Source organism: Pseudarthrobacter sp. fls2-241-R2A-168 (assembly GCF_030209335.1).
GTDB lineage: Bacteria > Actinomycetota > Actinomycetes > Actinomycetales > Micrococcaceae > Arthrobacter.
On the sequence record NZ_JARVSG010000035.1, the window covers coordinates 249,595 to 275,908 of the forward strand.

Annotated in this window: 22 protein-coding genes; 8 read left to right on the top strand and 14 right to left on the bottom strand. The window is 64.1% G+C overall.

Features of this window, described 5'->3' with window-relative positions; all coding sequences use genetic code 11:
- Positions 1–47: 47 nt before the first annotated feature.
- From QRN11_RS18370 to QRN11_RS18405, 8 genes are all read right to left on the bottom strand, one after another.
- A complete protein-coding gene (locus QRN11_RS18370) occupies positions 48–2,018 on the bottom strand; it encodes an acetoacetate--CoA ligase (RefSeq protein WP_285313937.1) in 1,971 nt (656 codons plus the stop codon).
- Positions 2,015–2,623, bottom strand: coding sequence for a cupin domain-containing protein (locus tag QRN11_RS18375; RefSeq protein WP_285313938.1), 609 nt, complete (start codon positions 2,621–2,623; stop codon positions 2,015–2,017). The genes QRN11_RS18370 and QRN11_RS18375 overlap by 4 nt, the downstream gene beginning before the upstream one ends.
- A complete protein-coding gene (locus QRN11_RS18380) occupies positions 2,623–3,639 on the bottom strand; it encodes a fumarylacetoacetate hydrolase family protein (protein WP_285313939.1) in 1,017 nt (338 codons plus the stop codon). Before QRN11_RS18380 ends, QRN11_RS18375 begins: the two co-directional genes overlap by 1 nt.
- 113 nt (positions 3,640–3,752) lie before the next feature.
- The gene (locus tag QRN11_RS18385; protein ID WP_285313940.1) at positions 3,753–4,604 is read right to left on the bottom strand and encodes an ABC transporter substrate-binding protein; all 852 of its coding nucleotides are present in this window, start codon (positions 4,602–4,604) and stop codon (positions 3,753–3,755) included.
- Complete coding sequence (locus tag QRN11_RS18390) at positions 4,601–5,617, bottom strand: fumarylacetoacetate hydrolase family protein (protein WP_285313941.1); 1,017 nt, start codon at positions 5,615–5,617, stop codon at positions 4,601–4,603. Before QRN11_RS18390 ends, QRN11_RS18385 begins: the two co-directional genes overlap by 4 nt.
- A gap of 44 nt (positions 5,618–5,661) precedes the next feature.
- Positions 5,662–6,600 carry a VOC family protein gene (locus QRN11_RS18395; RefSeq protein WP_285313942.1) on the bottom strand — a complete coding sequence of 313 codons (939 nt, stop codon included), beginning with the start codon at positions 6,598–6,600 and terminating at the stop codon, positions 5,662–5,664.
- Positions 6,601–6,652: 52 nt separating this feature from the next.
- Positions 6,653–8,155, bottom strand: coding sequence for a bifunctional 3-(3-hydroxy-phenyl)propionate/3-hydroxycinnamic acid hydroxylase (locus QRN11_RS18400; RefSeq protein ID WP_285313943.1), 1,503 nt, complete (start codon positions 8,153–8,155; stop codon positions 6,653–6,655).
- A gap of 93 nt (positions 8,156–8,248) precedes the next feature.
- The gene (locus QRN11_RS18405) at positions 8,249–9,625 is read right to left on the bottom strand and encodes an aldehyde dehydrogenase family protein (protein WP_285313944.1); all 1,377 of its coding nucleotides are present in this window, start codon (positions 9,623–9,625) and stop codon (positions 8,249–8,251) included.
- Positions 9,626–9,763: 138 nt separating this feature from the next.
- Between QRN11_RS18405 and QRN11_RS18410 the strand changes: the two genes are divergently transcribed.
- Together QRN11_RS18410 and QRN11_RS18415 are read left to right on the top strand one after the other, a co-directional pair.
- The gene (locus QRN11_RS18410) at positions 9,764–10,777 is read left to right on the top strand and encodes an ornithine cyclodeaminase family protein (protein WP_285313945.1); all 1,014 of its coding nucleotides are present in this window, start codon (positions 9,764–9,766) and stop codon (positions 10,775–10,777) included.
- A gap of 41 nt (positions 10,778–10,818) precedes the next feature.
- A complete protein-coding gene (locus QRN11_RS18415; RefSeq protein WP_142060966.1) occupies positions 10,819–11,838 on the top strand; it encodes a dihydrodipicolinate synthase family protein in 1,020 nt (339 codons plus the stop codon).
- Between the two features lie 231 nt (positions 11,839–12,069).
- Here the strand turns inward: QRN11_RS18415 and QRN11_RS18420 are convergent, their stop codons facing one another.
- A complete protein-coding gene (locus QRN11_RS18420; RefSeq protein ID WP_285313946.1) occupies positions 12,070–13,326 on the bottom strand; it encodes a substrate-binding domain-containing protein in 1,257 nt (418 codons plus the stop codon).
- 125 nt (positions 13,327–13,451) lie between these two features.
- Between QRN11_RS18420 and QRN11_RS18425 the strand changes: the two genes are divergently transcribed.
- The 4 genes from QRN11_RS18425 to QRN11_RS18440 all read left to right on the top strand — a co-directional run bounded on the left by QRN11_RS18425 (position 13,452) and on the right by QRN11_RS18440 (position 18,346).
- Positions 13,452–14,960 carry a sugar ABC transporter ATP-binding protein gene (locus QRN11_RS18425; protein WP_285313947.1) on the top strand — a complete coding sequence of 503 codons (1,509 nt, stop codon included), beginning with the start codon at positions 13,452–13,454 and terminating at the stop codon, positions 14,958–14,960.
- Positions 14,957–15,916: an ABC transporter permease gene (locus QRN11_RS18430; protein ID WP_142060971.1), complete on the top strand. Its 960-nt coding sequence runs from the start codon at positions 14,957–14,959 to the stop codon at positions 15,914–15,916. Before QRN11_RS18425 ends, QRN11_RS18430 begins: the two co-directional genes overlap by 4 nt.
- A complete protein-coding gene (locus QRN11_RS18435; protein ID WP_285313948.1) occupies positions 15,913–16,941 on the top strand; it encodes an ABC transporter permease in 1,029 nt (342 codons plus the stop codon). Before QRN11_RS18430 ends, QRN11_RS18435 begins: the two co-directional genes overlap by 4 nt.
- Before the next feature lie 85 nt (positions 16,942–17,026).
- Positions 17,027–18,346 (top strand): NADH:flavin oxidoreductase, encoded by a 1,320-nt coding sequence (locus QRN11_RS18440; RefSeq protein WP_285313949.1) that lies wholly within the window; start codon positions 17,027–17,029, stop codon positions 18,344–18,346.
- 132 nt (positions 18,347–18,478) lie between these two features.
- Here the strand turns inward: QRN11_RS18440 and QRN11_RS18445 are convergent, their stop codons facing one another.
- The 3 genes from QRN11_RS18445 to QRN11_RS18455 form a co-directional block, all read right to left on the bottom strand.
- Complete coding sequence (locus tag QRN11_RS18445; RefSeq protein WP_285313950.1) at positions 18,479–18,892, bottom strand: hotdog fold thioesterase; 414 nt, start codon at positions 18,890–18,892, stop codon at positions 18,479–18,481.
- A complete protein-coding gene (locus tag QRN11_RS18450; protein ID WP_285313951.1) occupies positions 18,889–20,112 on the bottom strand; it encodes an acetyl-CoA C-acyltransferase in 1,224 nt (407 codons plus the stop codon). Before QRN11_RS18450 ends, QRN11_RS18445 begins: the two co-directional genes overlap by 4 nt.
- Before the next feature lie 193 nt (positions 20,113–20,305).
- The gene (locus QRN11_RS18455; protein ID WP_285313952.1) at positions 20,306–20,884 is read right to left on the bottom strand and encodes a TetR/AcrR family transcriptional regulator; all 579 of its coding nucleotides are present in this window, start codon (positions 20,882–20,884) and stop codon (positions 20,306–20,308) included.
- A gap of 142 nt (positions 20,885–21,026) precedes the next feature.
- Between QRN11_RS18455 and QRN11_RS18460 the strand changes: the two genes are divergently transcribed.
- Positions 21,027–22,001, top strand: a complete 975-nt coding sequence (locus QRN11_RS18460; RefSeq protein WP_285313953.1) for a helix-turn-helix domain-containing protein — start codon at positions 21,027–21,029, stop codon at positions 21,999–22,001.
- A 123-nt stretch (positions 22,002–22,124) separates the two neighbouring features.
- On the opposite strand, the gene QRN11_RS18465 is transcribed toward QRN11_RS18460, so the two are convergent.
- On the bottom strand, positions 22,125–23,738 hold the full coding sequence (locus tag QRN11_RS18465) for an FAD-binding oxidoreductase (protein WP_285313954.1): 1,614 nt from the start codon (positions 23,736–23,738) through the stop codon (positions 22,125–22,127).
- A gap of 213 nt (positions 23,739–23,951) precedes the next feature.
- Between QRN11_RS18465 and QRN11_RS18470 the strand changes: the two genes are divergently transcribed.
- On the top strand, positions 23,952–24,728 hold the full coding sequence (locus QRN11_RS18470) for an SDR family NAD(P)-dependent oxidoreductase (RefSeq protein ID WP_285313955.1): 777 nt from the start codon (positions 23,952–23,954) through the stop codon (positions 24,726–24,728).
- 6 nt (positions 24,729–24,734) lie between these two features.
- On the opposite strand, the gene QRN11_RS18475 is transcribed toward QRN11_RS18470, so the two are convergent.
- The gene (locus tag QRN11_RS18475; RefSeq protein ID WP_285313956.1) at positions 24,735–26,228 is read right to left on the bottom strand and encodes a PucR family transcriptional regulator; all 1,494 of its coding nucleotides are present in this window, start codon (positions 26,226–26,228) and stop codon (positions 24,735–24,737) included.
- Positions 26,229–26,314: the final 86 nt, after the last annotated feature.

Here is a 26,314-nt window from a genome sequence, read left to right on the forward strand (position 1 = left end):
AGGGGATTGACTCCACGAGTCAATCCCCCTTTTATGCCGGTACCGCTCTATGGTGATACGGCCTGCCGGTCAAGGGCAAACCTGGCATATTCTTCCAACAGCCCCGCGTTATCCACCGACCCGGGATCCGCTACGGTCTCCAGCGGTGATCCCTGCAGCAGCCGCTTTACGGGGACCTCCAGCTTCTTTCCGGTGCGGGTATGCGGAATCCCCGGCATGAACACGATGTCGTCGGGCAGATACCGAACGGACAGATTTTCGCGGATAGATCTGGCGATCGCTTCCCGGGCGGCGCTCTGGTCTGCGCCATCGGCCAGGTGGACGAACAATGGCATGTAGTAATCGGTGCCCAGTTCCGCACCGACTACCAGGGCCTCGGCGACGTCCGGCAGAGATTCAACCACGGCATAGATGTCCGCCGAACCGAGCCGCAGCCCGTGGCGGTTGAGAGTTGAGTCGGACCGCCCATGGATGAGGATTCCCCGGAGCGTGAATTCGATGAAGTCCCCGTGCCGCCAGACCCCCGGATACATCGCGAAATAGCTCTCGTGATACCGGCTGCCGTCATCGCCCCAGAAGCTCAGCGGCATCGATGGCATCGGCTGGGTCACCACCAGTTCGCCTTTGCCCCGCGTGGGATTGCCGGCTTCGTCCCATGACTCCACGCGCACGCCCAGGGCGGGTCCCTGGATGTAGCCCACATGGACGGGCAGTGTCGGTGACCCTCCGACGAAAATGGAGGCGATGTCGGTCCCGCCGCTCATCGAGTTCAACCAAAGGTCACCCACATTGCCGTAAACCCAGCGATAGCCGTCCGCGGAGAGCGGCGAACCGGTGACCTGGAGAGACTTCAAGGCGTCCAGGCTGTGGCTGTGCATCGGCGCCAGGGACGCCTTGGCGCAGGCATGGACGAAACCGGCACCGACGCCCAGAACCGAGACCCGCTCAGCCGCGGCAACCTGCCACACGCGGTCCAACGATGGGAAAGTCGGGTTCCCGTCAACGAGTATGGCCGTAGCACCGACTCCCAGCGCTGACACGAGTGAGTTCCACAGCACCCAACTCGTCGAAGCGACGTTCAGGTACCGGTCCCCGGGGCGAAGGTCTGAATGGATGAGGAGCATTTTCATTTCCTCCAGCAGCGCCCCGCCATGGCCGTGCACGATGCCCTTGGGAATGCCCGTCGTCCCCGAGGAGAACAGGACCCACAGGGGGTGGCTGAACTCCACTTCGGCGAAGACGAGCTCCGCCGGTTCGGCGACGGCCTGCTCCCACTCCATGGCCGGAACCTCGGTGGGGATACCTGGAATGGAGGTGTGCCGCCCCACCCAGATGATGTGCTCGAGCGTGGGGAGCTGGGCGATGATCTCCCCCAGCTCACCGCGGCGGTCCCGGTCCTTCCCGCCGAGCAGGTAGCCTGGCGCGGCGAGGAGGACCTTTGGGTCGAGCTGGGCGAACCGCGTAACGATCGCTCCGGGGCCGAATTCCGGGGCGCAGACCGACCAGATCGCGCCGACCGAGGCGGTGGCGAGCAGCCCGACGACGGCTTCGGCAACATTGGGAAGTATTCCAACGACCCTGTCCCCCTGGCCCACACCACGAGCACGCAGGTGCGCGGCCAGGGAGGCAACCTCCCGCCTTAGGGCGTCCCAAGTGACCTCCTCGCGCGTCCCGTCCTCCGCGATGCCGATCAGTGCGGTCCCCTCGTGGCCCTCCAGCAGGTGCCTGGCAAAGTTCAGTGTCCGTCCCGGGAACCAACGCGTGTGGGGCATGGGATCGACCGTGCGTACCGGCCCCGCCACCCCACCAAGACCGACGCCGGCGAAGTCGGCGAACAGTTCCCAGAACTGCTCGGGTTCATCCACCGACCACTGCCACAGCTCCTCGTAGCCGGTGCCGATCTCGATGCCGTGGCTTGCCAGGAAAGCGGCGAATTGGTTGACGCCGGTCTCGGCCTTCGATTCCAGGTCGGGTTTCCAGATCACCTCGCCGTCTGCGGCCTCCGCGTTGGTGATCATGCGCTCTCCAGGTGCCGGGTGGCCTTCCTGCGCTGCTCAGCGATCTGTGCTGCAGTGAGCGGTTCGGTTCCGATCAGTACGAAGAGGACCCTGGCGGTCTGGTCAGTGCGGTTGGACCACGCGTGGCTGGTGGCGCGTTGCACGGCCACGTCGCCGGCGCGCATGGTTGCCTCACCGTCGTCGACCAGCAAGGTGATTTCTCCCTGGAGAACGACGGCGTAGTCCAGCGAGTCCGTGCGGTGGAACCAGAAATGCTTGGAGCCGCTGTGCTCAGCCCCCGCTTCGGCCTCGTCATGTCCGTCGAGCTCGCTGAAAATCACTGAGCCCGCCTCGTCGGGGTACACGGAATCCGGCGGGAAGTCGGCGATGCGCAGGATCGTCTGGCCCGGCGCGGGAAAGCTGGGAATCTGGGCGTCCGCGCTGGCCGGATCCTCGTCCGTGACGTGGTCGATCTGCCCGGCTTCGGTCAGCCAGGGGACGGTGGCACCGAAGCCCGGGATCAGGTCCGAGGACCAGTGGTTGGGTGCCGCGCCGTCCGAGAGGATGATGGCGCGTCCCTGGTCGTCGTGTCCGGTGACGATGCGGCGGACCGGGGGCCGGGTCATCACGCCACCCATTCGTCGTGCGGGTAGGTGCGGGGCTCGGGCCACCAGGGCGCAGTGTGGCGTTCGGCGGAAATCGGGGTGCGCAGGGTGCCTACGCCCTCGAGTTCGAGTTCGATGACGTCGCCGGGTTGCAGGAATGTGCCGATCTCCACGCCGGCGCCGAAGCCCATGGTGCCGGACCCGATGAGGTCCCCTGGCTGCAGCCGGTCTGAGATCGAGACGTAGGCCAGCAACTCCGCGGGGGTGTAGACGAAGTCCTCGACCTTGGTCTCGGAGAGGACTTGGCCGTTGACACGGACCTGGCCGCGCAGGCCCTCGATCGAATCGATTTCATCCATCGTGGTGACCCAGGGGCCGATGCCGTACCCGAAGTCCTTGCACTTTTGCGGGCCCATGCCGATGGCCATTTCCGCGCCCTGGATATCGCGGGCGCTGAAGTCGTTGAAGACGGTGATGCCGAAGAGATGCTCCATCGCCGCGTCCGGGGTCAGGTCGCTGCCGGACTTGCCGACCACGTACCCGATTTCGAGTTCCCAGTCCAGGGCGTCCGTGAAGTCGGGGTAGGGCAGCTCCTGGTTGTGCCCGTAGGACATGGCCGTGGTGGCCTTGAAATAACCCGGACGGTCGTAAATTGAGCGCGCCGGTTGGGCCTTGGCGACAGTACGGTGGAAGTTCTGGATGTGCTGTTCGAACGTCAGGCCGTCGCGTATCACCGGCGAGTCGACAGCAGCGCGCCACGATACTTCGTCGATCCCGTACGAGGCGTCGTCTGCAGCGGCCAGCGCGTCGTGGGCCGCATCCAGGAAAATAGCACCTCCACCGATTCCCGCAGCCAGGCTTCCGGGAAGAACCGCCAGGGCCAGCGCCCGGGCACGGTCAGGGTCAGCGGCCCTGCGCTGAAGCGTCAGGGCGTAGGCGCGTGCCAGATCAACCACCCGGCCGTCTTCGGGCTGCGCCGCAACAAGCCGCATCTGCTCGCCGTCGGGCGTGGGCACTGCTATCCGTCCCAGTTTCATGGTTACTCCTTAGTCTTATTCATACGATACGTACAGTATCGCATTGTGCTTATGCGGTTGCAATGGGCAAATCCGGCGGTGTGGCGCCGGAGCCAGCGCAGGATGTTTTGAAGCTATGCCTGGCCGAAGGAGGGCTGTGCGGCCTTCAGTAGCGGTTCAGCGGCGCAGAGCTCCTCCAGGGCTACGGTCCGCGGAAGCATGCCCAGGCTTTGCCGTATGCCGGTCAGCAGCTCCAGCCCGCGAGGATCCACCGCAAGCGTGCGTGCCCGTGAGTGCCAGGCGCTTTCGGCTCCGGCCTGGTAACCGCAACGTTCAAGCAACCCGAGGCCCTGCGCATCCGGCATCAGAGTGCCGGCTTCCACCCCGCCTGCCAGGGCACGGAGGTAGCGTCCCAGTTCCTCGGACTCGAGAATGTCGGCGCGGACCACCAGTCCTTGGCCTGGCAGTTCCGGCAGCCATGCATTGATGTCGACGACGCGGGCGAACCCTGCCTTTTCGGCCAGTTTGTCGAACGGCGCCCCAAGCAGCGTCGCGTCCACGTCGCTCGCCAGCAATGCATCAAGGCGTTCGCCCACACCACCGACCACTACATAGTCCACCTCGACGCCGGCGTCGCGCAGCAGGCGCTTGGCGATGAGCGCGAAACCGTTGTTGGGAGCGTCAACGGCGAACCGGCACGCTGCCAGGTCCGCCAGCGTTTTCAGGCCGGGGCGGGCGTGGATGCCCAGCGGCGTGGTCGCCTCGACCTGGGCTACCAGTCGCAGGTCGGCCCCGGCGAGGGTCCATTCGAACAGGTTGTCGATCGCCGTGACGACCATGTCCTGTTCCCCGGCGACCAGGGCCCGAAGCTGCTCGGCGCTTGAGGTGGTACGGGTGAGCTGCACCTGGGATCCCTGCAGGAATCCCAGGTCTTCGGCCAGCAGATAGGACACCGGCGGGACGAAGTGGCTCTGGCGCAGGGTCACGGGGCAACTCCGCCGGCCGCAGCGACAGCGACCGGCCGGTCAATATACCAGGGAGGCAGTTGCCCGCTGGGCCCGCGGACCGTTGAACGTTGGGTACCGAGTCCGCTGATTTCCGCCTCCATCACGTCACCGTCCCTCAGGTAGCGGCCCCAGTGGGACCCGTTGCCCGCCGGCGATCCGGTGATGAGGACATCCCCGGGCAGCAATACCGCCACCGAGGAGGCGTAGGCTATCAGGCTCGGGATATCAAAGAGCAGGTCATCGGCCAAGGCGTCCTGCATCAACTTGCCGTTCAGGCTCAAGCGGATCCGCAGCTTCGCCGGGTCCGGCACGAACCGCGTCGGCACCAGGTAGGGGCCGGTGGGGAAGAACGTGGGTTGGTTTTTCGCGCGGAACCAGTCGGTACCCATCATCGCGATGTCGTTTCGCGGGACCAGCGTACGGGCGGTGATGTCATTGACGATGGTGTAGCCGGCCACGTAGTCGAGGGCATCCTCGGCCGAAACCCGATGAGCCTTTCGTCCGATGACCACCCCGAGCTCCAGTTCCCAGTCGACGTTGCCGCCCACATCCGGCAACTGCACCTCGTCATAGGCTCCGCAGACTGCCGATGGGATCCCGGTCCAGACATACGGGTCGCCAGAGCGGCCCCGCTCATCGATTTCGGCCGCAGCGTCGGCTGCCAGTTGCGCTGCGTCGGCGCCTTCCTTGCCAAGCTTGTGGGCCACGCTCATCTGCAGGACGTGCTCGCGGTAGTTTGCCCCTGCCGCGATGATGCTGCCCACCGGCTGCACCGGCGGCAGCACGTCCAGCCCGTCGAGCGGACGGGCACCTCCCGCGGCCGGGTCGATGGACGCGAGCACATCCAGGTGTGCATCCCATTCAGCGAAGAGATCACCGATGCGGGAGATTGTCGGCAGCACGGTCCGCAGGTCAACCACCCGGTCACCAAAGACCGCCCCGGGGAACTGCTCCCCGGCCTCCTCGAAGGTGCCCAGCGCAAATTCGTTCATTCGTTTTTCTTCCATGAATCCACCATCAGTCGCTATGTGCGGGGTTATACAGGAGGGGGGACGTAGAGGCCCTTGTCCTGGTCGTTGAACATCTCGCGGGCGATGAATTCGTCCATATCGCCTCCGGTGCCCCACTGATCAGAGGTCTCAGGGTCGCGAGTATCAAAGATGCTGGGGTGCCACGTGTCTTCGTCGACCGTGTCCAGTTCAGTGGTGTACTCCATGGTGTTGCCGTTGGGATCGTGGAAGTAGGTGAAGGTGTTGTCCCCGGCCTTGTGGCGACCCGGACCCCAGATCTTCTTGAAGCCCGAGCGCAGCAGCCTGCCGCTGCCGCGCATGTACTCGTCGATGCCGCGCAGTTCGAACGACGCGTGCTGCAGCGAAGCGTGCGGGCCGCGGGAGATGGCGATGGAGTGGTGCTGGGCATTGCAGCGCAGGAAGTAGAAGAGGTCGCCCATGTGTGGGTGCTTCAGGGTGTCGGAGAGACGGAAGCCGAGGTGCTGCTCATACCAGGCGCGCATTTTCTCGGGCTCAGGCGAGTTGAGCACCACGTGGGAAAGCCGCACCGGAATCGCCTCGCGTTCTTCGATCTTGCGGTGCTGGCGCACTTCGACGTCTGAGGAGACCTCGATGGTGCGTCCTTCGAGGTCGAAGAAGCGGAAACCGTATCCTCCGCCAAGGGTCTTGACGTCATCGGGTTCCCCAATGAGCTTGACCCCCTTGGCAATGAGGTCCGAGGCGAGCTGGTCCACGGAGGCTTTGTCCGCTGCACCGAACGCGACCATGTCAAGGCGCTTCTCATCGGCCTTACGTACGCGGACCGAATACTGTTCCGGTGAGCCTTCGGCGGCGAAGTAGGTCACGCCGCCGTCGTTCTCCATCTCGGTGAGTCCCCAATGGTTCTTGTAGAACTCAACCTGCTTTTGGTAGTCAGGCACCGCGATATCGAAGTGCCTCAGGTGTGTGATCGGGCTGAATGCCATGATTTGCTCCTGTATTTGCGTCCGTCTGGTGCGGATCTGTCGAATGTGGGTTTTAGAGGGGTGCCGGCACGTCGCGGCCAAGGCTCGGGATGCTGGAAATGAGGCGTTCGAGCGCCGCGGGAGTGTCGCCGAGGCCCAGGATGTAGCGGTCGGGGCGGACAACAACCGCCTGGGCTCCGGCGGCTGCAAGGATCTGACCCACCTTGGCCGGATCGAACAGGACCACGATGTCGTCGTTATCCTCCAGTTCTTCCCGCACTGGTGCCGGAACGGCGGAATAGATTTCGCGCGTTGTTGCCACCAGGAACCGGCTTCCCACCATGTCATCCAGGCGCACCCCGTCGCTGAGGATCGGCTGCACGGCGAGTCTGCCGGCACGTTCATCGGTGCCACCTTCGTGCAGGCCCGGGCCCAACGGTGGGGAGACCGGTGCCGACGCGGCGGGGTTTGCGCGGATGAAGGCGTCACGCTGCTTCGCGATGTCAGCGTCGGTGGTTTGCATGAAGCCGGCCGCCCGCGTCGCCTGCTCGACCCAGAACCGTGCATGCGGCATGCGTTCACTCTCGTAGGTGTCAAGCAGGCGATCGTCGGACGCACCGCGCTGGACCGCGCTCAGCTTCCAGACCAGGTTAGCCACGTCGCGTATTCCTGCGCACAGGCCCTGGCCAAAAAGCGGTGGCGCCTGGTGGGCTGCGTCCCCGGCCAGGAAGATGTTCCCGGCACGCCACTGCCGTGCGATGCGGCCACGGAAGGTATAGATAGCGAGCCGGTCTGCAGTGAACTTGTCTGCCGGCAGCACGCCGTGGCTGATCTTTTCCACACCCGCGGGGGTGGCAATTTCGTTGGGGTCATCCCCCGGCATCAACATAAACTCCATCCGCACCCGCTTGCCCGGGAGGCGGATCCACAGGGCGGGCCGCGTATGATGGCCCAGGAAGATCATGTCCGACGACAAGCCGGGGCCTTCTTCCAGGATGCCGTCGGCGACCAGCCACTGAGCGTCTTCGCCCAGCTTTTCGGACTCAATGCCCAGGGCTTGGCGGCTGGGCGAACGGGCCCCGTCCGCTGCGATCGCCCAGCGGGCGCGGATTACTGATTCAGCGCCGTCGGCGTCACGCACGGCCACCTCGACGCCCGCTCCCTCATTGCACACGGAGAGCACGCTGGTGCCTCGGCGGAGCTCGACGCCGGGAAGTTCTTCCACGACTTCCCGCAGCAGGACTTCGATGTCGGGTTGATGAAAGGTGAGGTCGTCATGCCAGCCCTGGGCGCCAAACTGACCCGTGGGAACGGACACCAGGACTTCCCGTTCCTCGTTCTCGATGTGGAAGGAGGACATTGGCAACGTTGCCTCGGCGAAGCGCTCGGCTACTCCCAGCGATTGGAGGGTACGGAAGGTTTCGCCATCAAAATGCACAGCGCGGGCCGTCGGCCAAACCTTCACGTCGCGCTCCACCCCTATGGCGGTCAGGCCCGCCCGCCCCAGCAGGGCCAGCGCAGTGACTCCTACGGGGCCTCCCCCGATAACTACCACGTCGACGTTGACGTCCGTCATCTTACTCCTTCAAGTTCAGTACGTATCGTTTCGAATAAAAGTAACATGCGTCACCTGGTCGCACAAGGGTTTGCCGGTAAGGCGCGGGACCACCTACGCCTTCCAGACGGTCTTGAGGTTGCAGAACTCCCTGATGCCGTCCGCCGCCAGTTCCCGACCAAACCCGGAGCGCTTGATTCCGCCGAAAGGAAGCTCCTGGTAAGAGACCGTCATGCCGTTAATGAACACTGCCCCTGCATCAAGATTTGCCAGGAACCACTCCTCTTCCTGGGCATCGGCCGTCCAGACTGAGCTGGAAAGCCCGAAGACAGTCTGGTTGGCAATCCTCAAGGCATCCTCGCGGTCCCGGGCGCGGTACAGCGAGGCCACGGGGCCAAAGGCCTCTTCCTGGATGATCCGCATCTCTTCAGTGAGTCCGGCCAGCACCGTGGGGGCATAAAAGAACCCAGGGCCCTCCGGAGCCGTCCCGCCGGTCAAGACCTGGGCGCCCAGGGCGCGGGCATCCTCGACAAGTTCAGCCAGCTCGTCGCGTCCTGCCAGAGTGGCCAGCGGCCCCACCTGGGTTGCGGGATCCAGCGGGTCTCCTACGACAAGACCAGACATCAAATTCACGAATTCGGCAGTGAATGCGTCGTAGACCTCGGTGTGCACGATGAAACGCTTGCCGGCGATGCAGGATTGCCCATTGTTGCTGATCCGCGCACGCACGGCCGTCGCTGCCGCCTCCGCGACATTGGCTGAGGGCATAACAATGAAGGGGTCAGAGCCACCGAGCTCCAGCACGGATTTTTTCACGTTGTCAGCGGCGATGGACGCCACCGAGCGCCCGGCCGGCTCGGAACCGGTCAGGGTGACAGCTTTGACCCGCTCATCAGCCAGGACGGCAGCCACCCCGGATCCGCCGATCAGCAGGGTGCGGAAGGAGCCGATAGGGAACCCCGCCCGCTCGAAGAGCGTGTCAAGGAAGAGTGCAGCCTGCGGCACGTTGGAGGCATGCTTGAGCAGGCCGGAGTTTCCGGCCATAAGCGCCGGGGCCGCGAACCGAATGACCTGCCACAGCGGGTAGTTCCACGGCATGACGGCCAGGACGGTCCCGAGAGGCTCGTAGCGGGTCCATGCCCGGCTCGCGCCCACCGATGAGGGGTCCTCCAAAGGGGCATCGGCAAGAAATTCCTCGGCCCGCGCGGTATAAAACCGCATGGCCTTGACGCACTTGTGCACCTCGGCGATCGATTGGGCAATGGGCTTACCCATTTCGACGGTGATCAGCTCACCCAGGCCCTCCGCCTGGTCCTCGACGATTTCCGCAGCGGAAAGCATCCAGCGGGCGCGCTGGGCGAAGCTTGTCCCGCGCAAAACTTGCGCTGCTTTGGCGGCTTCCTCGATGCGTTCCCCGACCTCCTCCGCCGTGTGGGGTTCAACGATCATCTCGGTGGCTCCGGTGGTGGGGTTGACAGTGGCGATTGCCATGTTGGGATCCTCTTCCTTGAGACGTGTTCTCCGTCACGACTATATAGGATACGATTCGTATCGAATACTATTTTTGTTCTCTCGTGAGCTATTCACACGCTGCAGCCCAGGGCGGCTGCCTGACACAAAGGAGTGCACGTGAGCACCGACGGCGAGCTACCGAAGAATCTTCCGCTCTTTCTCACCGACGCCGACGTGGCCAGTCTTTCGGACTGGCCGGCGGTGATGGAGGCGGTCCGGACCGCCTATAAGGTACCCGGCGACGAGGCAGGCACTCCTGGACGGATTTTCGCCCAGACGCCCCGGGAGTGGCTGCGGATCATGCCCTCCGTACCGCCCAGCGGGCAACTGTTCGGGGCGAAATCCATCGCGGGGTCCTTTGCTGATGGGCTCCGCGTCAGCTATTTGATCTCCCTCTTTGACAAAGACACCGCGGACCTGGTGGCGCTGGTGGACGGGAACCGCGTTACCGGTCTGCGTACCGCTGCGACTACTGCGGTGGGCACCTCCACTATCGTTCCGCCACGGCCGCTGACCCTTGGGGTGATCGGTTCGGGTTTTGAAGCCCGTTCCCATCTGACGGCCTTTTCCCACGTCCTTGAGTTCGTGGACATCCGGGTCTTCAGCCCGACAGCGGCCAACCGTGAGGCCTTTGCCGCCGAGTTCGACGGTGCCTTCGGTGCACCCGCCCGCGCTGTCGGTTCCGCCCGCGAGGCTGTGGAAGGTGCCGACCTGATTTTGTGCGCGGCCCGCTCCCGGGACGAGTCCCCCACACTGCAGGCCGAATGGGTCGGCCCCAACTCGGCGGTCGTCTCGATCGGTTCCACCTCGCCGGCCCAGCGGGAACTGCCCGTGGAACTGATCGCCAGGGCCGCGACGGTGGTGGTGGATACGCGAGACGAGGTGGTGCACGGCAGCGGGGACATGATCGCGGCCCGGGCGCACGGTGTCGAGGTGGATTCACTCGTCGTCACGCTCAATGCTGTCCTGACCGGAGAAACCGAAATTGACGTCGAGAGTGGAATCCGGATTTATAAGTCGACCGGTTCCGGGCTGCAGGACATCGTTGTAGCCGAGATGCTCGTGGACCGCGCCCGCGCGGAGGGCATTGGCACGGTTCTGCCCGTCGGCATCGTGACAAGCCGCAAATAGCCCCAGAGACAAGACCCACTCAAAGAATCAAGGAGTACACCATGGTGGACTACACCAAATCCGAGGCACGTTCCTGGGCACGGGAAAACTTTGTCGGCACAGTCGCCGTCACGCACCCGTCCTTCACCCCGGATTTCTCCGGTATCAACGAAAACGCAATCCGCCACGACATCCTCCTGCTCAAGGAACGCGGCTACAAGGGTTCCCTGCTGATCGCCGAAGCCAATATCACCCCGGAAGAGAATGCCCGGATTACGGAGGTGGCCCGTGAGGCAGCCGGGGATGACTTCGGGCTCTTTTTCCACGCCATTTTCGGCACCCTGGAAGAAAATATCCATGCCGCGAACCTGGCCACGAAGGCCGGTGCGGATCGGGCCCTGCTGGCCTACCCTTCATCGTTCTGGCCGACGTCGTATGACGAGGTGTTTGACTACACCAAACGCTTCACCGACGAAACCGACCTGGCCACCATGCTGTTCCCGCTGCCGGCCTGGGGGTTCGAACGCATTCACCCAGCTGGCATGAGCGTTGACTTCGTGCGCCGCGTCCTTGACGCGATGCCCAGTATCGTCGCCATCAAGGCCGAACAGGGGTACCCGGGTATTCCCGGGGTCATGGAGATGTACCACCACTTCCGGGACGAAGTGGTGATTTCCTGCCCCATAGAGGCTGAGATTATCCCCCTGATGTCGGTTCTGGACGTCCAGTTCTCCGGTACCGCGAACACGAACTGGATGGGTGATTACTACCCGAAGACCTTCGAACTGGCGCGCAACGGCAAGTGGGAAGAGGCCATGGAGCGCTACTGGGAGGTCCAGCCCGCCCGCGCCGCCAACATGGCCGTGTCCTCAACCTCCACGCCAGGTACAAGCTCCATCAACCGCACCCAGTGGAAGTACCAGGAGTGGCTCTCCGGCTTCAATGGGGGCGCCCTGCGTGCCCCGGCAGTCAGGCTGCCGGACCGCTTCATGAAGCAGCTGCGCGCAAGCCTGGAAGCCTCGGGCCTGCCCGTCACTGACACGCCGGACTCCGAGTTCCTGCGCGGACGCGTCAGCGCCTAAAGCGGACCCTTTCCCAGCCGTTCGGCTGGTGGGTCAATAGGGCCCCTTGGATCACCGACGTTGCATGCAGCCCGGCGATCCAGGGGGCTTCCTCTTGTGAAGAAGGACCAGCAGGGGGAATTGAGGGCATGGGCAGGGCCCCTTCCAAATTGGATGCTAAGTGCGCGTCCAACCCGGAAGGGGCCCTAGACAATTCCGGCCAAGCAACGGCCAGAAGTGGTTCAGCGCCCTCTATGCTCCCGCGGCTGAGAAGAAGAGGTCGAGTTTGTCAGCGGGAAGGTAGTCCTGCGGGTCGCCGGCCAGGTCCGTCAGGTCGTTCTGGTCCCACGACGGGTCCGATACATCGGCGAGGTTGTCCCGGGACACGATCACCGACGGTTCCACAATCTGGTTGACCTTGGGCCCCTCGCCTTTCAGGATGCGCAAGGCGACGTCCACTACCGCCTCACCGGTTCGCACTGATGGCGTCGTGGTGCCGAAGTACGGATAGTCAGGGTTCGCCAGCGCCCAGGAGGAGAACCCCTGACTGGAACCGTCGTCGGCGATGGGCGGTGCCTCCAGACCTGATTCCTCGAAGGCGTTGCGGATACCGACACCCATGGTGCCGGCCTGCAGCACAGCATCAACCCCGGCAGGATGGGTCGCCAGGAACTTCTGGACTTCCGCCTGGGCGGTTGCCGGCTGGAAGAAGCCGGTGACCGAGCCGGCAACCTTGATCTCGGGACAGTTCTTTAGGACTGCGTCAATGCCCAGTGCTGCGAAGGTCGAAACCGGAATGCCCGGGATGCCGTCGACGCGCAGGACGTTGCCCTTGCCGCCAATAGCCCTCACGGTACCGGCGGTGACCTGGGCGATGGCCAGGGGCGTGTTCCTCGTGACGCTGACTGCGTACTCGGAGTCGATGGGCACCTGGGCGGCAACTAGCGGAATGCCCGCGTCATGCGCAGCCTTGGCCAGGTCCACGGAAGGTTCGGGTGCGATAGCGGTGTAAATGATCACATCCGGCTTCAGCGACAACGCCTCGTTGAACTGCTGGAGCTGCAGGGGCACGTTCGACGGGTCATCCGGGGCGAATTCGCCGACGATCCTGACCCCTTCAGCCTTCAGGCTGGTGCGGATGGCCTCAGACATGGAGGCGATGAAGGGGCTGGCCGGCGGCATGCCCACAATTGCGGCGGTAAAACCGCCATTCTTCGTCGATTTGTAGGCCGCCCACGCTGACTTCCGGATCTCGTACGGGTAGAGGTTGTAGCCCTCGGCGACCTCCTTGGGAAAGGCCGCCAGCAGGCCGTTCGGGTCCTTCGCAGCGTCCGCTGGCAACGCTCCACAAGTCCCGGCGGCCGCTGGCGACGAGAGGTCTGCTGCAGCCCCCTTGGAGGAATTGGTGGTCGCCGGCGCCGGTGCCGAGCAACCTGTGAGGACAAGGGCCCCTACGCCCAGGATCGCGGCAGCCCCTGTGGAGAACCGGGGGAAAGAAGTGGTCTTCATGGTTGATCTCCTTGCGGAATGAACGGTTCGTACCGTATGGCATCAGAGTGCCACATGCGGTACGATTCGTCTAGTTTCGAATATGAGCTGCACCACATTTTTTCGGCCATCAAAGGAGATCAGCCGTGAATGACCAAGCCCCCGGCCTGGCGCTCGCCGGAGTAAGCAAACGGTTCGGCGCTACCCGCGCCCTCATCGATGCCCAGCTGAGCCTTCGGCCGGGCGAAATCCATACGCTGCTGGGTGAGAACGGCTCAGGGAAGAGCACGCTCGTAAAAATTCTGGGCGGGGTGCACTCTCCTGACACGGGGTCTGTCACCCTGGATGGCGTCCCCCTCAACAGCCGGTCGCCTCGGGAAGCTATGGGCCTGGGGATTGCAGTGGTGTTCCAGGAAGTGCTCACCGCGGCAAGCCAGTCAGTCCTTGAAAATGTTTGGCTCGGCTCGGACGGGACGTTCCGTCGCCGGCTGGGCCGCTCCCGGCAGCGATCAATCGCCCAGGACGTACTCTCGAAGATTTCCGGCGGCATACCCCTGGATCTTCCCGCCGGGCAACTCTCGCTCTCCCAGCGGCAGTCCGTGTGCATCGCACGGGCGCTCGTACGCAAACCCAAAGTACTCATACTTGACGAGTCCACAGCGTCCTTGGACGTTGAGTCCCGGGATCTGCTCTTCGTCGAGCTGCGCCGGCTCAAGGCCGAGGGAACTGCCATCCTGTTTATCTCGCATCGAATGGACGAGGTCGAGGAGATTTCTGACCGCGTTACCGTGCTGAGGTCCGGGCGCAGCGTGTCCACCGTTGAACGTTCCGATCTGTCCGTCGGCCGGTTGATCGCGGATATGACCGGAAGCTCCGGCCACGACGAGACCCGGCGGAAACCACACGATCCCGGGGACGTCATCCTCCAGGTTTCGGGCGTCCGCCTGTCGGCCGCCGCGGCCCCCATTGACTTCGAGTTGCGTGCCGGTGAAGTCGTAGGCCTGGCAGGTCTTGAAGGGCACGGCCAAGACCAGTTCATCAAGCGGCTGGCAGGCTTGCAGGCCGGACATGGCAGTGTTGTTCGGCCCCGGCCCGAGGGCGGAGCCGAACTCACTGAGCGGAACGGTGACGCTCTTGGGGTCGCGTACCTCCCCCGCGAACGCCGGGGTGAGTCGCTCTTTGAGTCCATGTCGATCCGGGAGAACTTCGCGCTTCCAACCTTGCGGCAGGACCGTCGCGGCGGGTTGCTGGACAGCCGAAAAACCGCCATACGGTTCGATGCCTTCGCCCAGTCCCTGTCAATGCGCTTCGGTGCCAGCCAGGATGCCATTTCAACCCTGTCAGGCGGCAACCAGCAAAAGGTGCTGCTGGCCCGCTGGCTGGCTACCGACCCAAAGGTCCTGCTGCTGAACGACCCCACCCGCGGCGTCGACATCGGAACCAAACGGGAGATTTACGCGATTCTCAACGGGCTCAGCGCCCAAGGCATGAGCATCGTCGTTCTCTCCAGCGAGGTGGACGAACTCGTCGACCTCGCCGACCGGGTCCTGGTCTTCCGGGACCAGGCAGTGTTCGCCCAGATCCCCCACTCCGGGCTTTCCACCGACTCCATCGTCGCCGCCTACTTCGGCCAGAAATCAGAGGTCCACACATGAACCGCGTCCTGACCTTGTTCCAGCGCTGGCCCTTTGCCTTTGCCTTGTTGCTCGCACTGGTGCTGCTGGTGCTGAACCTGATCGTCTCACCGTCCTTCCTCTCCCCCGCACGCCTGCCCGGAACCCTGGCGACGCTGGCTCCGTTCGTGTTGGTGGGTTTCGCCTCCACCCCCTCGATCCTTGCGGGCGGCATTGACATATCGGTTGGTCCACTGGCCACGTTCATCAACTGTCTGTTCGTCGCCATCCTTATTCCGGCGGGACTGGGCGACTGGCATCTGGCGGCGCCCATCCTCCTGGCCGTTGCCGCCGGGGCCGGAGCGTTGAACGGAATCCTGGTCGCGGTGGTTCGCCTGCACCCGGTGGTTGCAACCACGGGGATGCTCTTCCTGCTTGTGGGCTTGTCGCTGAGCATCGCCCAGAACCCAGTGGCCGCCCCGGACAACTGGACGGAGGTCTTCGCCGGGGGCGTCGGCATTGTCCCTGGCGCGCTCTTAACGGTCGGTGTTGCCGGGCTGATCTGGTTCGCCCTGCGCCGCACGGCCTTTGTCAGCAATCTCCTTGCAACCGGCGACAGCGATGTCTCCGCCTACGGTTCCGGAGTAAATATCAAGTCAGTACGTATCCTGGCCTACACGCTCGGCGGACTGTTTGCCGGGATCGCCGGAATCGCTTTGACCGCTCTCGTTCAATCGTCGCAATCTTCGCTCGCTTCAACCTATGCCCTGCTGGGGCTCGCCGCTGCGGTTCTGGGCGGAACCAGCCTGGCCGGGGGCCGCGGCGGCCTGCTGGGTGCCCTCTTCGGAGCGGTCGCCATCTATCTCCTGCAGCAATTGCTCACCGCCTCCGGTGTGGCGCCCAGCCTCATCCAATTCGCCTACGGCGCCGTCCTCGTCGTCGGCGTCGTCCTGGGCGCGACGCTCCTGGCCCCCCGCATGAAGAGGAACCCATCATGACCAGCGATACCCTGTCACCTGCCCAGCCACCCCTTGCCCCAAACACCCGGCAGATGGCCTGGACCAGGTTCAGAACCTGGGTCTTCGAGGTACCGGCCCTGCAGGTCCTCGTGGTCCTGGTCCTCGCGGCCTGGCTGGTGGCCACCATGCCGGCCATGGCCAACCCAAGGTCAATCACCTCGATACTTGTCATTACCTCACTGCTGGCCCTGGCGGCCATGGGTCAAACACTCGTTGTGATCCTGGGGGGGCTGGACCTGGCGGTTCCTGGATACATCCTTTTCGGTGCGTTTATGGCTGCCAACGTCGCCGGCAAGCTCGCTGTACCGGCCGTTGTCGCGCTGCTGGTCACCGCTCTGGCCTGCGGTGGCATTGGGGCCGTGATCGGCTGGATCTGCCACCGCTTCGCGGTCCAGCCACTGGTCGTCACCCTGGGTGCCGGCGCCGCCATTACCGGCGGGACACTGTTCCTTGCCGACGGCGACTACTCCTCCGCCCCTCCGAACGGGCTCCGCTCCCTGGCGAGTTTGAGGGCGGCCACCTTCGGCCTGCCGTTCCCTCCGATCATCCTGATTGTGCTCCTGTCCGGGGCAGGAATGTGGCTCTTCCTTACTCGTACGACGGCGGGGCGTCGCTTCCGTGCGACGGGAATCAATTTCCGGGCCGCTCGATTCACCAGAATCCGGACCTCTACCGTCTGGACCGTTGGCTTTGCCGCCTCCGGCGCCCTGGCCGGTATTGCCGGCGTCTTCATCGCATCCTTCGGCTCGGGATGGTCCCAGACCATCGGGGAACCCTACCTGTTTTCCGGCCTGGCGGCCGTCCTCGTCGGCGGCACCATCTTCGGCTCGATCCGCGGCAGCTACACCCGGACACTGCTGGGCGCACTGATCCTCACCCTCCTGTCCACGATTATCGTCAGCAACGGGCTCACCGAAGCGCAGAGCCGCATTGTCTTCGGCGTCATCATCCTTGCCGTGGTCTCGCTTTACGGCCGCGAACGCCATGTGCGCGACAGGTTCTAATGCTGGACACCACTAAGCCGCAAGACGACCCGCTGTAAATTCACGCACCATCCCTCACTGCTTCCACTGAAAATCAAGGAGATAAATGTCTGCCGAGACCGCCACCGTTGCCGAGGTCCTTTCCAGCCCTTGGAAGATCAATGGCCTCACCATCAAGAACCGTTACGTCCTTAGCCCCATGGCCGTTCTCCAGCCCACGAAGGACGGCCACCCCAGCGACCAGACCATCGCGTTCCTCACCGCACGGGCACGCGGTGGCGCAGGGCTGCTGATCATCGGCGGCGGCGTGGCTACGGAGCGCGGGAACCAAGAGGCGCCTTTCCGGCCCCTGATGCGTTTCGACGCCGATGAGTTCCTTCCCGGTCTGCGCCGCATGGTGGATGCTGTGCACGAGCATGAGGTGCCGATCTTCGCGCAGATCTTTCCGAGTTTCGGCGCTATGGGCGTGCCCGGTGAGGGCCGGCCGACCAGGGCTGCGAGCCCCAAGCCCGTTCGTATGGCCGCGCCCCGCCTGCCGCAGGGCTTTTACATTCCCGGCGGAAGAACGAACCCGACTCCCGAAGAAATCAGCAAGGAAGAAATACTCGAGGTCCAGGAACAAACCGTTGCCGCAGTACTTCGTGCCAAGGCGGCCGGCTTTGACGGAGTCGAGTTGGGGGCGCACATGCGCTATCTCTATTCCTCATTCCTGTCACCGCGCACCAACTGGAGGACCGACGAATACGGCGGCAGCGCAGAAAACCGTGCCCGCATCCTGGTTGACACGGTCCGCGCCATCCGGTCAGAAGTCGGTCCCGACTATCCGGTGGGCCTGAGAATGAGTACGAACGACCATCTCGCCGATGGCCAGGGGCCCGAAGGGTTCGCAGAGGTGGCGGCCGTCGTTGAGAAGGAGGGGCTGGGCTACATCGCCCTGAGCGATGCCAACTACGAGTCGATGGACGACAACGTCACCTCGCGGTCGGGCGCAATCCTGGACCACGGAGAGCCGCAGGCATTCCGCGCTGCCATGCCAGCGGTCCCCTTGCTCCTCAGCAGCACCTACGACCCGCAACAGTGCGCCGACGCAATAACCGCCGGATTCGCTGACGGGATCATGCTGGCCCGCCAATTGCTGGCGGATCCGGAATTTCCGAACAAGGTTCTGCAAGGACGGCAGGAAGGGATTGTGTGGTGCGACCATGACAACTCCTGCCTGCGCCGCCTGATCTTCAATGTCCCTGTGCGGTGCCACAAGAACCCGGAAATGGGACGCGAAACATTCCTCACGGGGGCGAAGGAACCTGTCTCGCTGAGGCTCCAGCGACCGGCCCAGGACCTGTTGATCGCCGCCACCGGATCACCGTTGCTCATGGGCCTGGCCGACAGGCTGGCGTCCGCAGGTCAGAAGGCGTCGAAGAACTGACACGGCACTGTGCGGGCCGGCCTTCTGGCGGAGGGCCCGCACAACAGCCTTGGACACGTAAATGGGTGTGCCCCGATTCCGGTGGAGTCGGGGCACACTTTTAGCTCTGACGGCGGCAGGTTTCGTAGATCTTCAGTCCACCGGTCGCAGGGCGCGGCCCGTGCCCCGGTAAATCGCGACCGTCCGCTCCCCTGCCCGCACCACTACATCGACAATCATCCGGCGGCCCTCGTGAAAGCTCACTTCAGCGCGGGCGACCAATTCCTCAGAGATGCGCGCCGGGGAAATGTAGGAGATGGACGCCTCCGCGGTCGCGATTCCGGCGCCGAACGTGTTTGCCGCCATGGCGAACGCCGTATCTGCCAGTGCAAAGACAAAACCTCCGTGCGCGATCCCATGCCCGTTGGCCATCTGGGGAGTGACGGTCAGGACTGCCGTGGCGCGCCCTTCGCTCGCGTTCAACACGTGAATACCGAGGCCTTCCAAGGCGCGGTCTGCAGCGAGCATGGAGCGGGCCTGGTCTGCGATAAGAGTGGACTGCTTCACGAGAGCCGCTCCACTACCATCGCCATGCCTTGGCCTCCGCCCACGCACAGCGTGGCCAGGCCGAGGGATCCGTCAGTGGTTTGCAGCCCGTTGATGAGCGTTCCAACCAGCCGCGCACCGGTCGCGCCGAAGGGGTGGCCCAAAGCGATTGCCCCGCCGAACGGGTTGACCCGCTCCGGATCTGCGCCGAGCTTGCGGACTACGGGGACCACCTGCGCGGCGAAGGCCTCATTCAGCTCAACAGTGTCAATGTCATCGATTGAGAGTCCCAGTCGATCCAGCACGCGACGGGATGCGTCGACGGGCCCGAGTCCCATGATCTCCGGCGAAAGGCCGCTTGCTGCGCTCCCCAGAATGCGGGCCAGTGGCCGCAGCCCGAGTTCGGCCGCGCGGCGGGCGCTCATCACCACCAAGGCCGAGGCGCCGTCGTTCAGCGGGCTGGCGTTGCCCGCGGTCACTGTTCCGGACTCGTGGAACACCGGCTTCAGGGCTGAAAGTGCCTCCAGGGTGGTTCCCGGCCTGGGACCGTCATCGGCTCCCACTACGCTGCCGGCAGCCGTGGCCACCGGTACGATCTCCCTTGCAAAATACCCGGCCTGGACAGCCTGCACGGCCCGGCGCTGGGACTCCAGGGCCCATTCGTCCTGGTCGGCGCGCGAGGTCCCGGATTGACGGGCCACGAACTCGGCGGTCTTGCCCATTGAGACATACACGTCGGGCAGCGCCCCACCGCCGCGCGGGTCGACCCAAGGCTGGCCGGCGTCGAAGATCAGATTGGCACGAAGGGCTGCCTCCGCGAAGGCGGGGTGCGGGTTTTCAATCACTGGCGGCGTTGAGCTGGTCGATTCGACGCCGGCAACCAGGAACGCGTCGCCGTCGCCAGCCCGCACGGCTTGGGCTGCCATCGCCGTGGCCTGCAATGACGACGCGCAAAACCGGTTCACCGTTGCCGCGGCGACGGTGTCCATTCCTGCAAGTACCATGATGCGGCGCCCAACATTGTCGCCCTGGGCGCCCTGCGGGACAGCGCAACCCACATAGGCATCCTCAAACTCGGCAGGGTCCAGCTGTGGAACAGCAGCCAGTGCTCCCCGGATGGCTGCCAGCGCGAGGTCCTCGGGGCGCTCAGCAGCCAACGAGCCCTTGCGCGCCCGGCCAATCGGCGTTCTGCGGTAGGCGACAACAACAGCATCACGCGGCTCCAGCCCGGTCTTCACCATCAAGCGTTCCTTTCGTTAGGGTCCACCTGTATCCGGCGACCCTGTGGGCGGGAAGGACTGGAACGAAGAGGAATTCATCGTCCAGCGTCCCAACGCCAAGAACTGCTCCCGGCTTCCCTGGAGCAAACCTATACGAGCCGTATCGTATTGCACAAGAGGCAGCCCTTAGACGGGCACCCCCACGCGGTCAGCGCTACCCTGCGGCGAGCCCCTCCAGGACAGTCTGCATGACGGCGTCAGTGGCCTCGGCTTCGAGGGGTCCCGATTGGAACAACAGGCGGAAGTAAATGGGTGCGTAGAGAAGCTCCGTGACCACCTGCGCGTCGAGGTCCCTGCGTATTGAGCCCTCGCTTATGGCTCGCTCCACGAGGGAGGTTACCGCCTCTGCGCGCGGGATCCAGAAGTGTTTCTTGAATTCGGTCATGGCAGCTTCGTCCTGCTGGCACTCACCAATGAGTTGCGCAACAAGCCGACCCTCGTTGCCGGCGTACACCTCAGCCAGCGACGCCATATGTTCACGCAGCGCTTCGATGGCCGGAACGTCGTTGCGGACGGGAGTCCGGGCGACATGGTTGTCGAGGAAAGTATCGATGACTACCGCCACCTTGCTTGACCACCACCTGTAGATGGTGGTCTTGCTGACCCCTGCTTCGCGGGCGATGCGCTCAATGGAGAGCTTTTGCACCGTAAACCCGGTGGGCCCTGAATCTTCAAGCAACTTCATGGTTGCTTCCAAAATCGAGCGACGACTTTCTTCACTTCTGACTGCCATGGATCAACACTACGTTGAATGTCATTCAATACGAAACGTACACCCTCGGCTCGATCGTCAACGGGAACCAAGCTGCCTTTTGCCTGCAAAGGTGATGCGCCTTACACTCAATACGAAACGCATCGGATTACAAGGAGCGGTCGTGACCGGATCTCCCCCGGGTACAGAGATTTTGGATACCCGCTCGGTTCCTCCTGCGGAGCGCCGGGACTACTGGTCAGCGGGGATCGCGGAACGCTTCTTCCCGATGTACGTCCAGTCGGTCGGGGCGCCGTCTTTCGACGCCCGGATGGCAAGCGGGCAGGCCGGCCCGGTTGGCATCCGGTCTATCCAAGGACTTGCGCACCGCGTAGCCCGAACGGACCGGATGATCGCTGCTGCCGATCCGGAAAGCATCCTGATGTATCTGATGACCAAGGGCGAGGTCCACATTGAACAGGACGACCGCAGCTGCGCCCTTCGCCCCGGAGACATCGGGTGCCACGATACCTCGCGGCCTTCTATTTTCGAGGGCCGGGCGAGCTTCGAGGTGCTTGTCTTCAGCATTCCCAAATGGTTCATCGGCGGGCAGGCAATCCCCATCGCCCGGCATTCCGCAACAAAGGTGGACGCGGGCCGGGGACGCCTCGCGGGGTCGGCCACCCCTTTCCTCGCGCAGCTGGCCCGGACCGCCATGAGCGGCGGTGGGCTCTCCATTGCTGACGGGGAAGGCGCTGCACAGATGCTGCTGCCCTTGCTTCGGAGCATGTACGGCGAGCAGGAGTCCGCCAGTCCGCGTTCACGCGCCGAGGCGCTGCTTGTCCGAATGCAGCGTTACGCTATGGACCACCTGCACGAACCGGAACTAGGGCCGGAGCGCATCGCGCAGGCGCACTACGTCTCCACGCGCTACGTCCACAAAATCTTCACGGACTCAGGCAAAAGCGTGTCGGCCTGGATCCGCGAACGGCGGTTCGAGGGGGCTGTGGGTGAGTTGCGGCAGCATCCGGAATTGACGATCGCGACAGTCGCGGCGAGGTGGGGATACCTCAACGCTGCAAGCTTTAGCAGGGCCTTCCGGGAAGTCCACGGTTGTGCTCCGAGCGCGGCCAGGGACATGCCGGGGATGGCGGGATAACTGCCGGACTGGTCCCCGCGAACAATGACGGAGGCGCTGCCCGGGCCGTCAACGGAAGTTCGTGGGCAATGGTTGGTTACGCGAGGCCCGCCCGTCCGACGGGGCGGGCCCCACAATGAGGTGCTAGGCCTGCGGAAAACCTGCCTGCCGCAGGCGGGTGCCCCAAATCCCGGACTTGCCCGGGGCGATGATCCCGTTCGGATCCAGCGTGTCCTTGATCGTTTCATTGAAGCGCCGCAGCGCGTGTTTGTTGAAGCCGAACTGTTCGGCTGCCAGGTCCATAAAGCTCAAGTGCGCCCGGTATTCGCCGTAGCCGCGCTTGCCCGCCTCGGCAACCATCCGCCTGGCCAGGGCATAGGCCTTGTCGACCTGTTCCGGGTTCTTCGTGTCAAAGGCGATCACGTTGATGAAGGTGGTTGAACGGGCATTGATGGGGAGCATTCCACCGAGGAAGTCAAGGCCCTCCGCGGCACACATCTCTTTCATCAGTTTCTGCGCGGCCACGGCGTGCTGGGCGGTAAGCGGGATGACCGGCGAGAAGTCGACGTGGCCCCCGTCCTCGCCACCTGACCAGCCTGCCATCTTGTACAAGTCCTGGCTTGGAACCCCGATCTGCACCCGCTCGTGCGGGTTGGGCAGCGTCTCCCACGCATCGGCGCCATGTTTCTGGCCCGCGAGGTCCACGTCGGGGATCTGCAGGAAGCGGGCCTCGAGCTTGGCGAAGTTGTGATCCACCACAGCCTCATCGCCGTAGAGGGCAAAGCGCATCATCCAGCGGCCGAGGCCCATCTCCTTCGCGATCTTGTCGATGACTTCCTCGGGCAGCGGGCCGTCGCCCGTGTACCACTCGGCGCGGGTGGTGAGCATCGACGCCATGCACAGCGTGTTGGACAACTGGGGGCGCATGTCAATGGTGCCGTCCAGCATGAGCTCACGCAGCGCATCAACAACGGCCGGCATCCGTTCTTCGTCCCAGACGCGCAGCCACAGCGGCATGTACACCTCGGGCTTGGGCATCAGCCAGTAGCCCATTTTGGTGACAATGCCGTAGTTGGACTGCATGAACATTTCTGTGGAGGTGGGGCCGAGCCCGCGTTTGTACAGTGGCCAGGTGGGGTTGTTGTCCATCGCGCCCGAGCCGGTGCGCATCAGGTCACCGTTCGGAAGCACCACTTCGAACCCGCAGTGGGAGGCCTGGTCGATCGAGTACGGCATGTAAGTGAGTCCGTGTTCAAGAGTGTTCGAGACGATCCCTCCCCATCCGATGTCGACGATGGAAGCCACCAGGTTGTGCCCGCCGGCCTTGATGGCATCGTGCAGGTCGTACCAACTCACGCCGGGCTCAACAATCGCGTAGCCGAGTTCCTCATTAATCTCCAGCACGCGGTTCATGTTCCGGAAGGAAAGCATCACGGAACCGCGCACCTGCGGCGCAGCGCCCCCGTAGCCGTTGTTCTTGCCCCGGCTGATGGGCCACAACGGGATGCGGTATTCGTTGGCGATCCGAACTACCGCCTGGACGTCTTCGGTACTCGTCGGGCTGATGACAGCACACGGGAGATTCTTAGCAGAACCGGGAACCTGGAACGGATCCTGGAAGTCCTGAAGGGATTCGGCATCGCTGGCCACCTTAGCGTCGCCGACAGCAGCGGCGAACGCGTCGAGGGCTTTCTCGAGGTCCCTTTCAGTGACGCCGGGCGGAAGGGGGCGGAGCGTCGTCTCAGGGGTAATGGTCATCTTCAGCATCTCCTTTGATGTGGCTGTGTCTTGTAACACGTGCTGCTCATCCTGTGCCTTCCGATCCCCGGGCTGCGGATTTAGGGCCTGATAGTGCAGTCCGCGCACAGCAGCGTGCACGGACTGCACCATCGCGCACGGGGCATCCCCGGCCCCTGAGCGCCGTGATTGCATGAGCGCACTACATCATTCGAGGAGAACGGAGAAGGAACCATGGCCAGTGGTCGCCTGGAGGGAAAAATCGTCCTGCTGACGGGTATCGGGGGCGGAATGGGACGAGTGACTGCCCGGCTGTTCGCCCGCGAAGGTGCAACCGTCGTCGGCTGTGACCTTGATGCCGAGGGAGCTGCGGAGACGGTCCGCCTGGTAGAGCACGAGGGAGGCATCATCGGATCAAGCGCGCCCGTGGACTTGGGCAACCGGGAGGACATCGATGGCTGGATCCGGGATGCGATTGAACGCCACGGCCGCATCGATGTGCTCTACAACAACGCCAGCAAGCCGAGATTCGCGCCGTTCCCCCAGATGAGCGGCGAGGATTACCGGTTCACCCTGCAGAACGAACTCGACCTCGTGTGGCACGCATGCCAAAGCGCCTGGCCGCACCTGGCCACCTCCGGCGGCGCGATTGTTAACATTGGTTCGGGTGCCGGGATCCTGGGCGCCCGCGCCCTGCCGCAGGCTGCACATTCTGCGGCGAAGGGCGCCGTCATCGCCCTGACCCGGCAGCTTGCCGCGGAGGGTGTAGCCGTCGGCGTTCGGGTCAACTGCGTGAGCCCCGGCGTGATGGCCACTCCTCCTGTACTGGCGATGTTGGAAGAATTCGGGGAGAACGCACCGGTTGCCCCAATTATTGAGCGCACGATCGACTGTAAGGCCGGGGACCCTCTCGCCGTCGCCTATGCCGGCCTCTACCTGGCGTCCGACGAGGCGCGATGGGTCACCGGGTCCCATCTCGTCGTCGACGGCGGAGCCAGCGCCATAATGTAGGTTCAGTCAGGAATGCATCGCTTCGTGGATCTGGAGCGCCAGCCACAGCTGCGCGAGCGTGGACGTTTCACTCATGTCCAGGCCCGTCAGCTCACCGACTTTCCGGATCCGGTAAATGATGGTTTGGCGGTGTGTGAACAAGGCGGCGGCCGTTTTTTGCCAGGAGCGCTTCAGGTCCAGATAAGCCTTCAATGTGACCATCAAGTCGCCGTCCTGGCTTTGCTCATAGTCGAAAATTGGGCCCAGGAGGCGGCGCACCAAAGCCGCGCCCTCCTCGACTCCCGTCAAACCCAGCCAGCTGGGGCCTTCCGCGTACCGGGCCAGCCGGAGCTTGTTCGCCCTGGCCGACCCCAGCGCCCACAGCGACTCCTGCAGGGCATGATGCAGGCCTGCAACCGTTGCCGCCGAACTGATCCCGATGGTGGTTTCGGGGCTGGCACAGTGGATCAACAGCTCATCCGCCACATCGGCGGCTACCACCACGTGCAGGCGGTTGTTCCGGCGCAAGGAGGCCGCAGAAACTCCGTGCCGCCACAGTTCGATATGGACGTTCGCCAGCCCGTCGCCGTCGTCCGCTGACAGTGAGGCGACCACGAAATCCTGGGCCGGAACCTCAAAGGCCGCCAGCCGCCGTTCCATTTCAGCGCTCCCCAGCCGGCCGTCCAGGGCCTGCAGCAGGAACTCACCGGCCAGCCGGTGCCTGCCCTCCAGCGAAAGGACAACGCGGGCCAGCTGAAGCCCCAGCACGGTTGCGGCGTGAAGAAGTACGACGGCGTCAGGGTGCGGTTCGCTGAGGGGAAGCACCACCATGAGCGCATTGGCGTGCGTGGGAATGTCCATGGTCAGGACATGCCTGCCCCTGACCCTGTGCCACTGGAAATTCTTGCCCGCAACAGTCACCTGGCCAGGGTGTGGGGACCACTCTTCCGCCAGGAATCCCGGGAGGGGCTTCCCGTCAGGGTGCCAGGAGTGGAGGCACCGGCGGTCCACCACAAACAGCTCCGCGTCCAACTCCGTGGCAAGCCTCAGGACGAGGCTCTGCCAGTGGTCCTCGGACGCGCCCGCGGTGCGGAGAAGGTCGTAGACCCGCGCCGTCTGGCGCAGCCGGCGCGATTCCTCCAGCAGCGACGACTCGGCTACCGACCGGGCAATGGCAATGAACGGAAGGGGGTAGGGAATGCTGATCAGGGGCAGTGGAAGTTTGTTGCACGCCTCGATGAATTCGGCCCTCAGCGGCGGCGCGTGCATCTTCTCGCCGATCGCCAAGGCGCTTGCCCCGGAATCCACCAGGGCTTCGGCGAGCGCAACCTGGCCCGCTGCATCCGCTGGGATGGAGAGCCCGTTGGTCATCATCAGCTCACCGCCCGTGACCCATTCCCAGAGCCTGGGCAGATCCGAGGTGTGGGCCCACGTGATCCGGTTGTTTGTCCCGTCAGCCCCGGCGAGGAGTGTCAGGCCGAGCTGCGGTTCGGCCACGAGTTCGGCGACGGTGATAGCCATACCTGTGTTTCCTTGCCTTGGGGGCTTCTGAACCTTTTAGACGTTCGTCTAAGCGCCTCGGCCGTTTGTAGTCAATGTACCGCTAT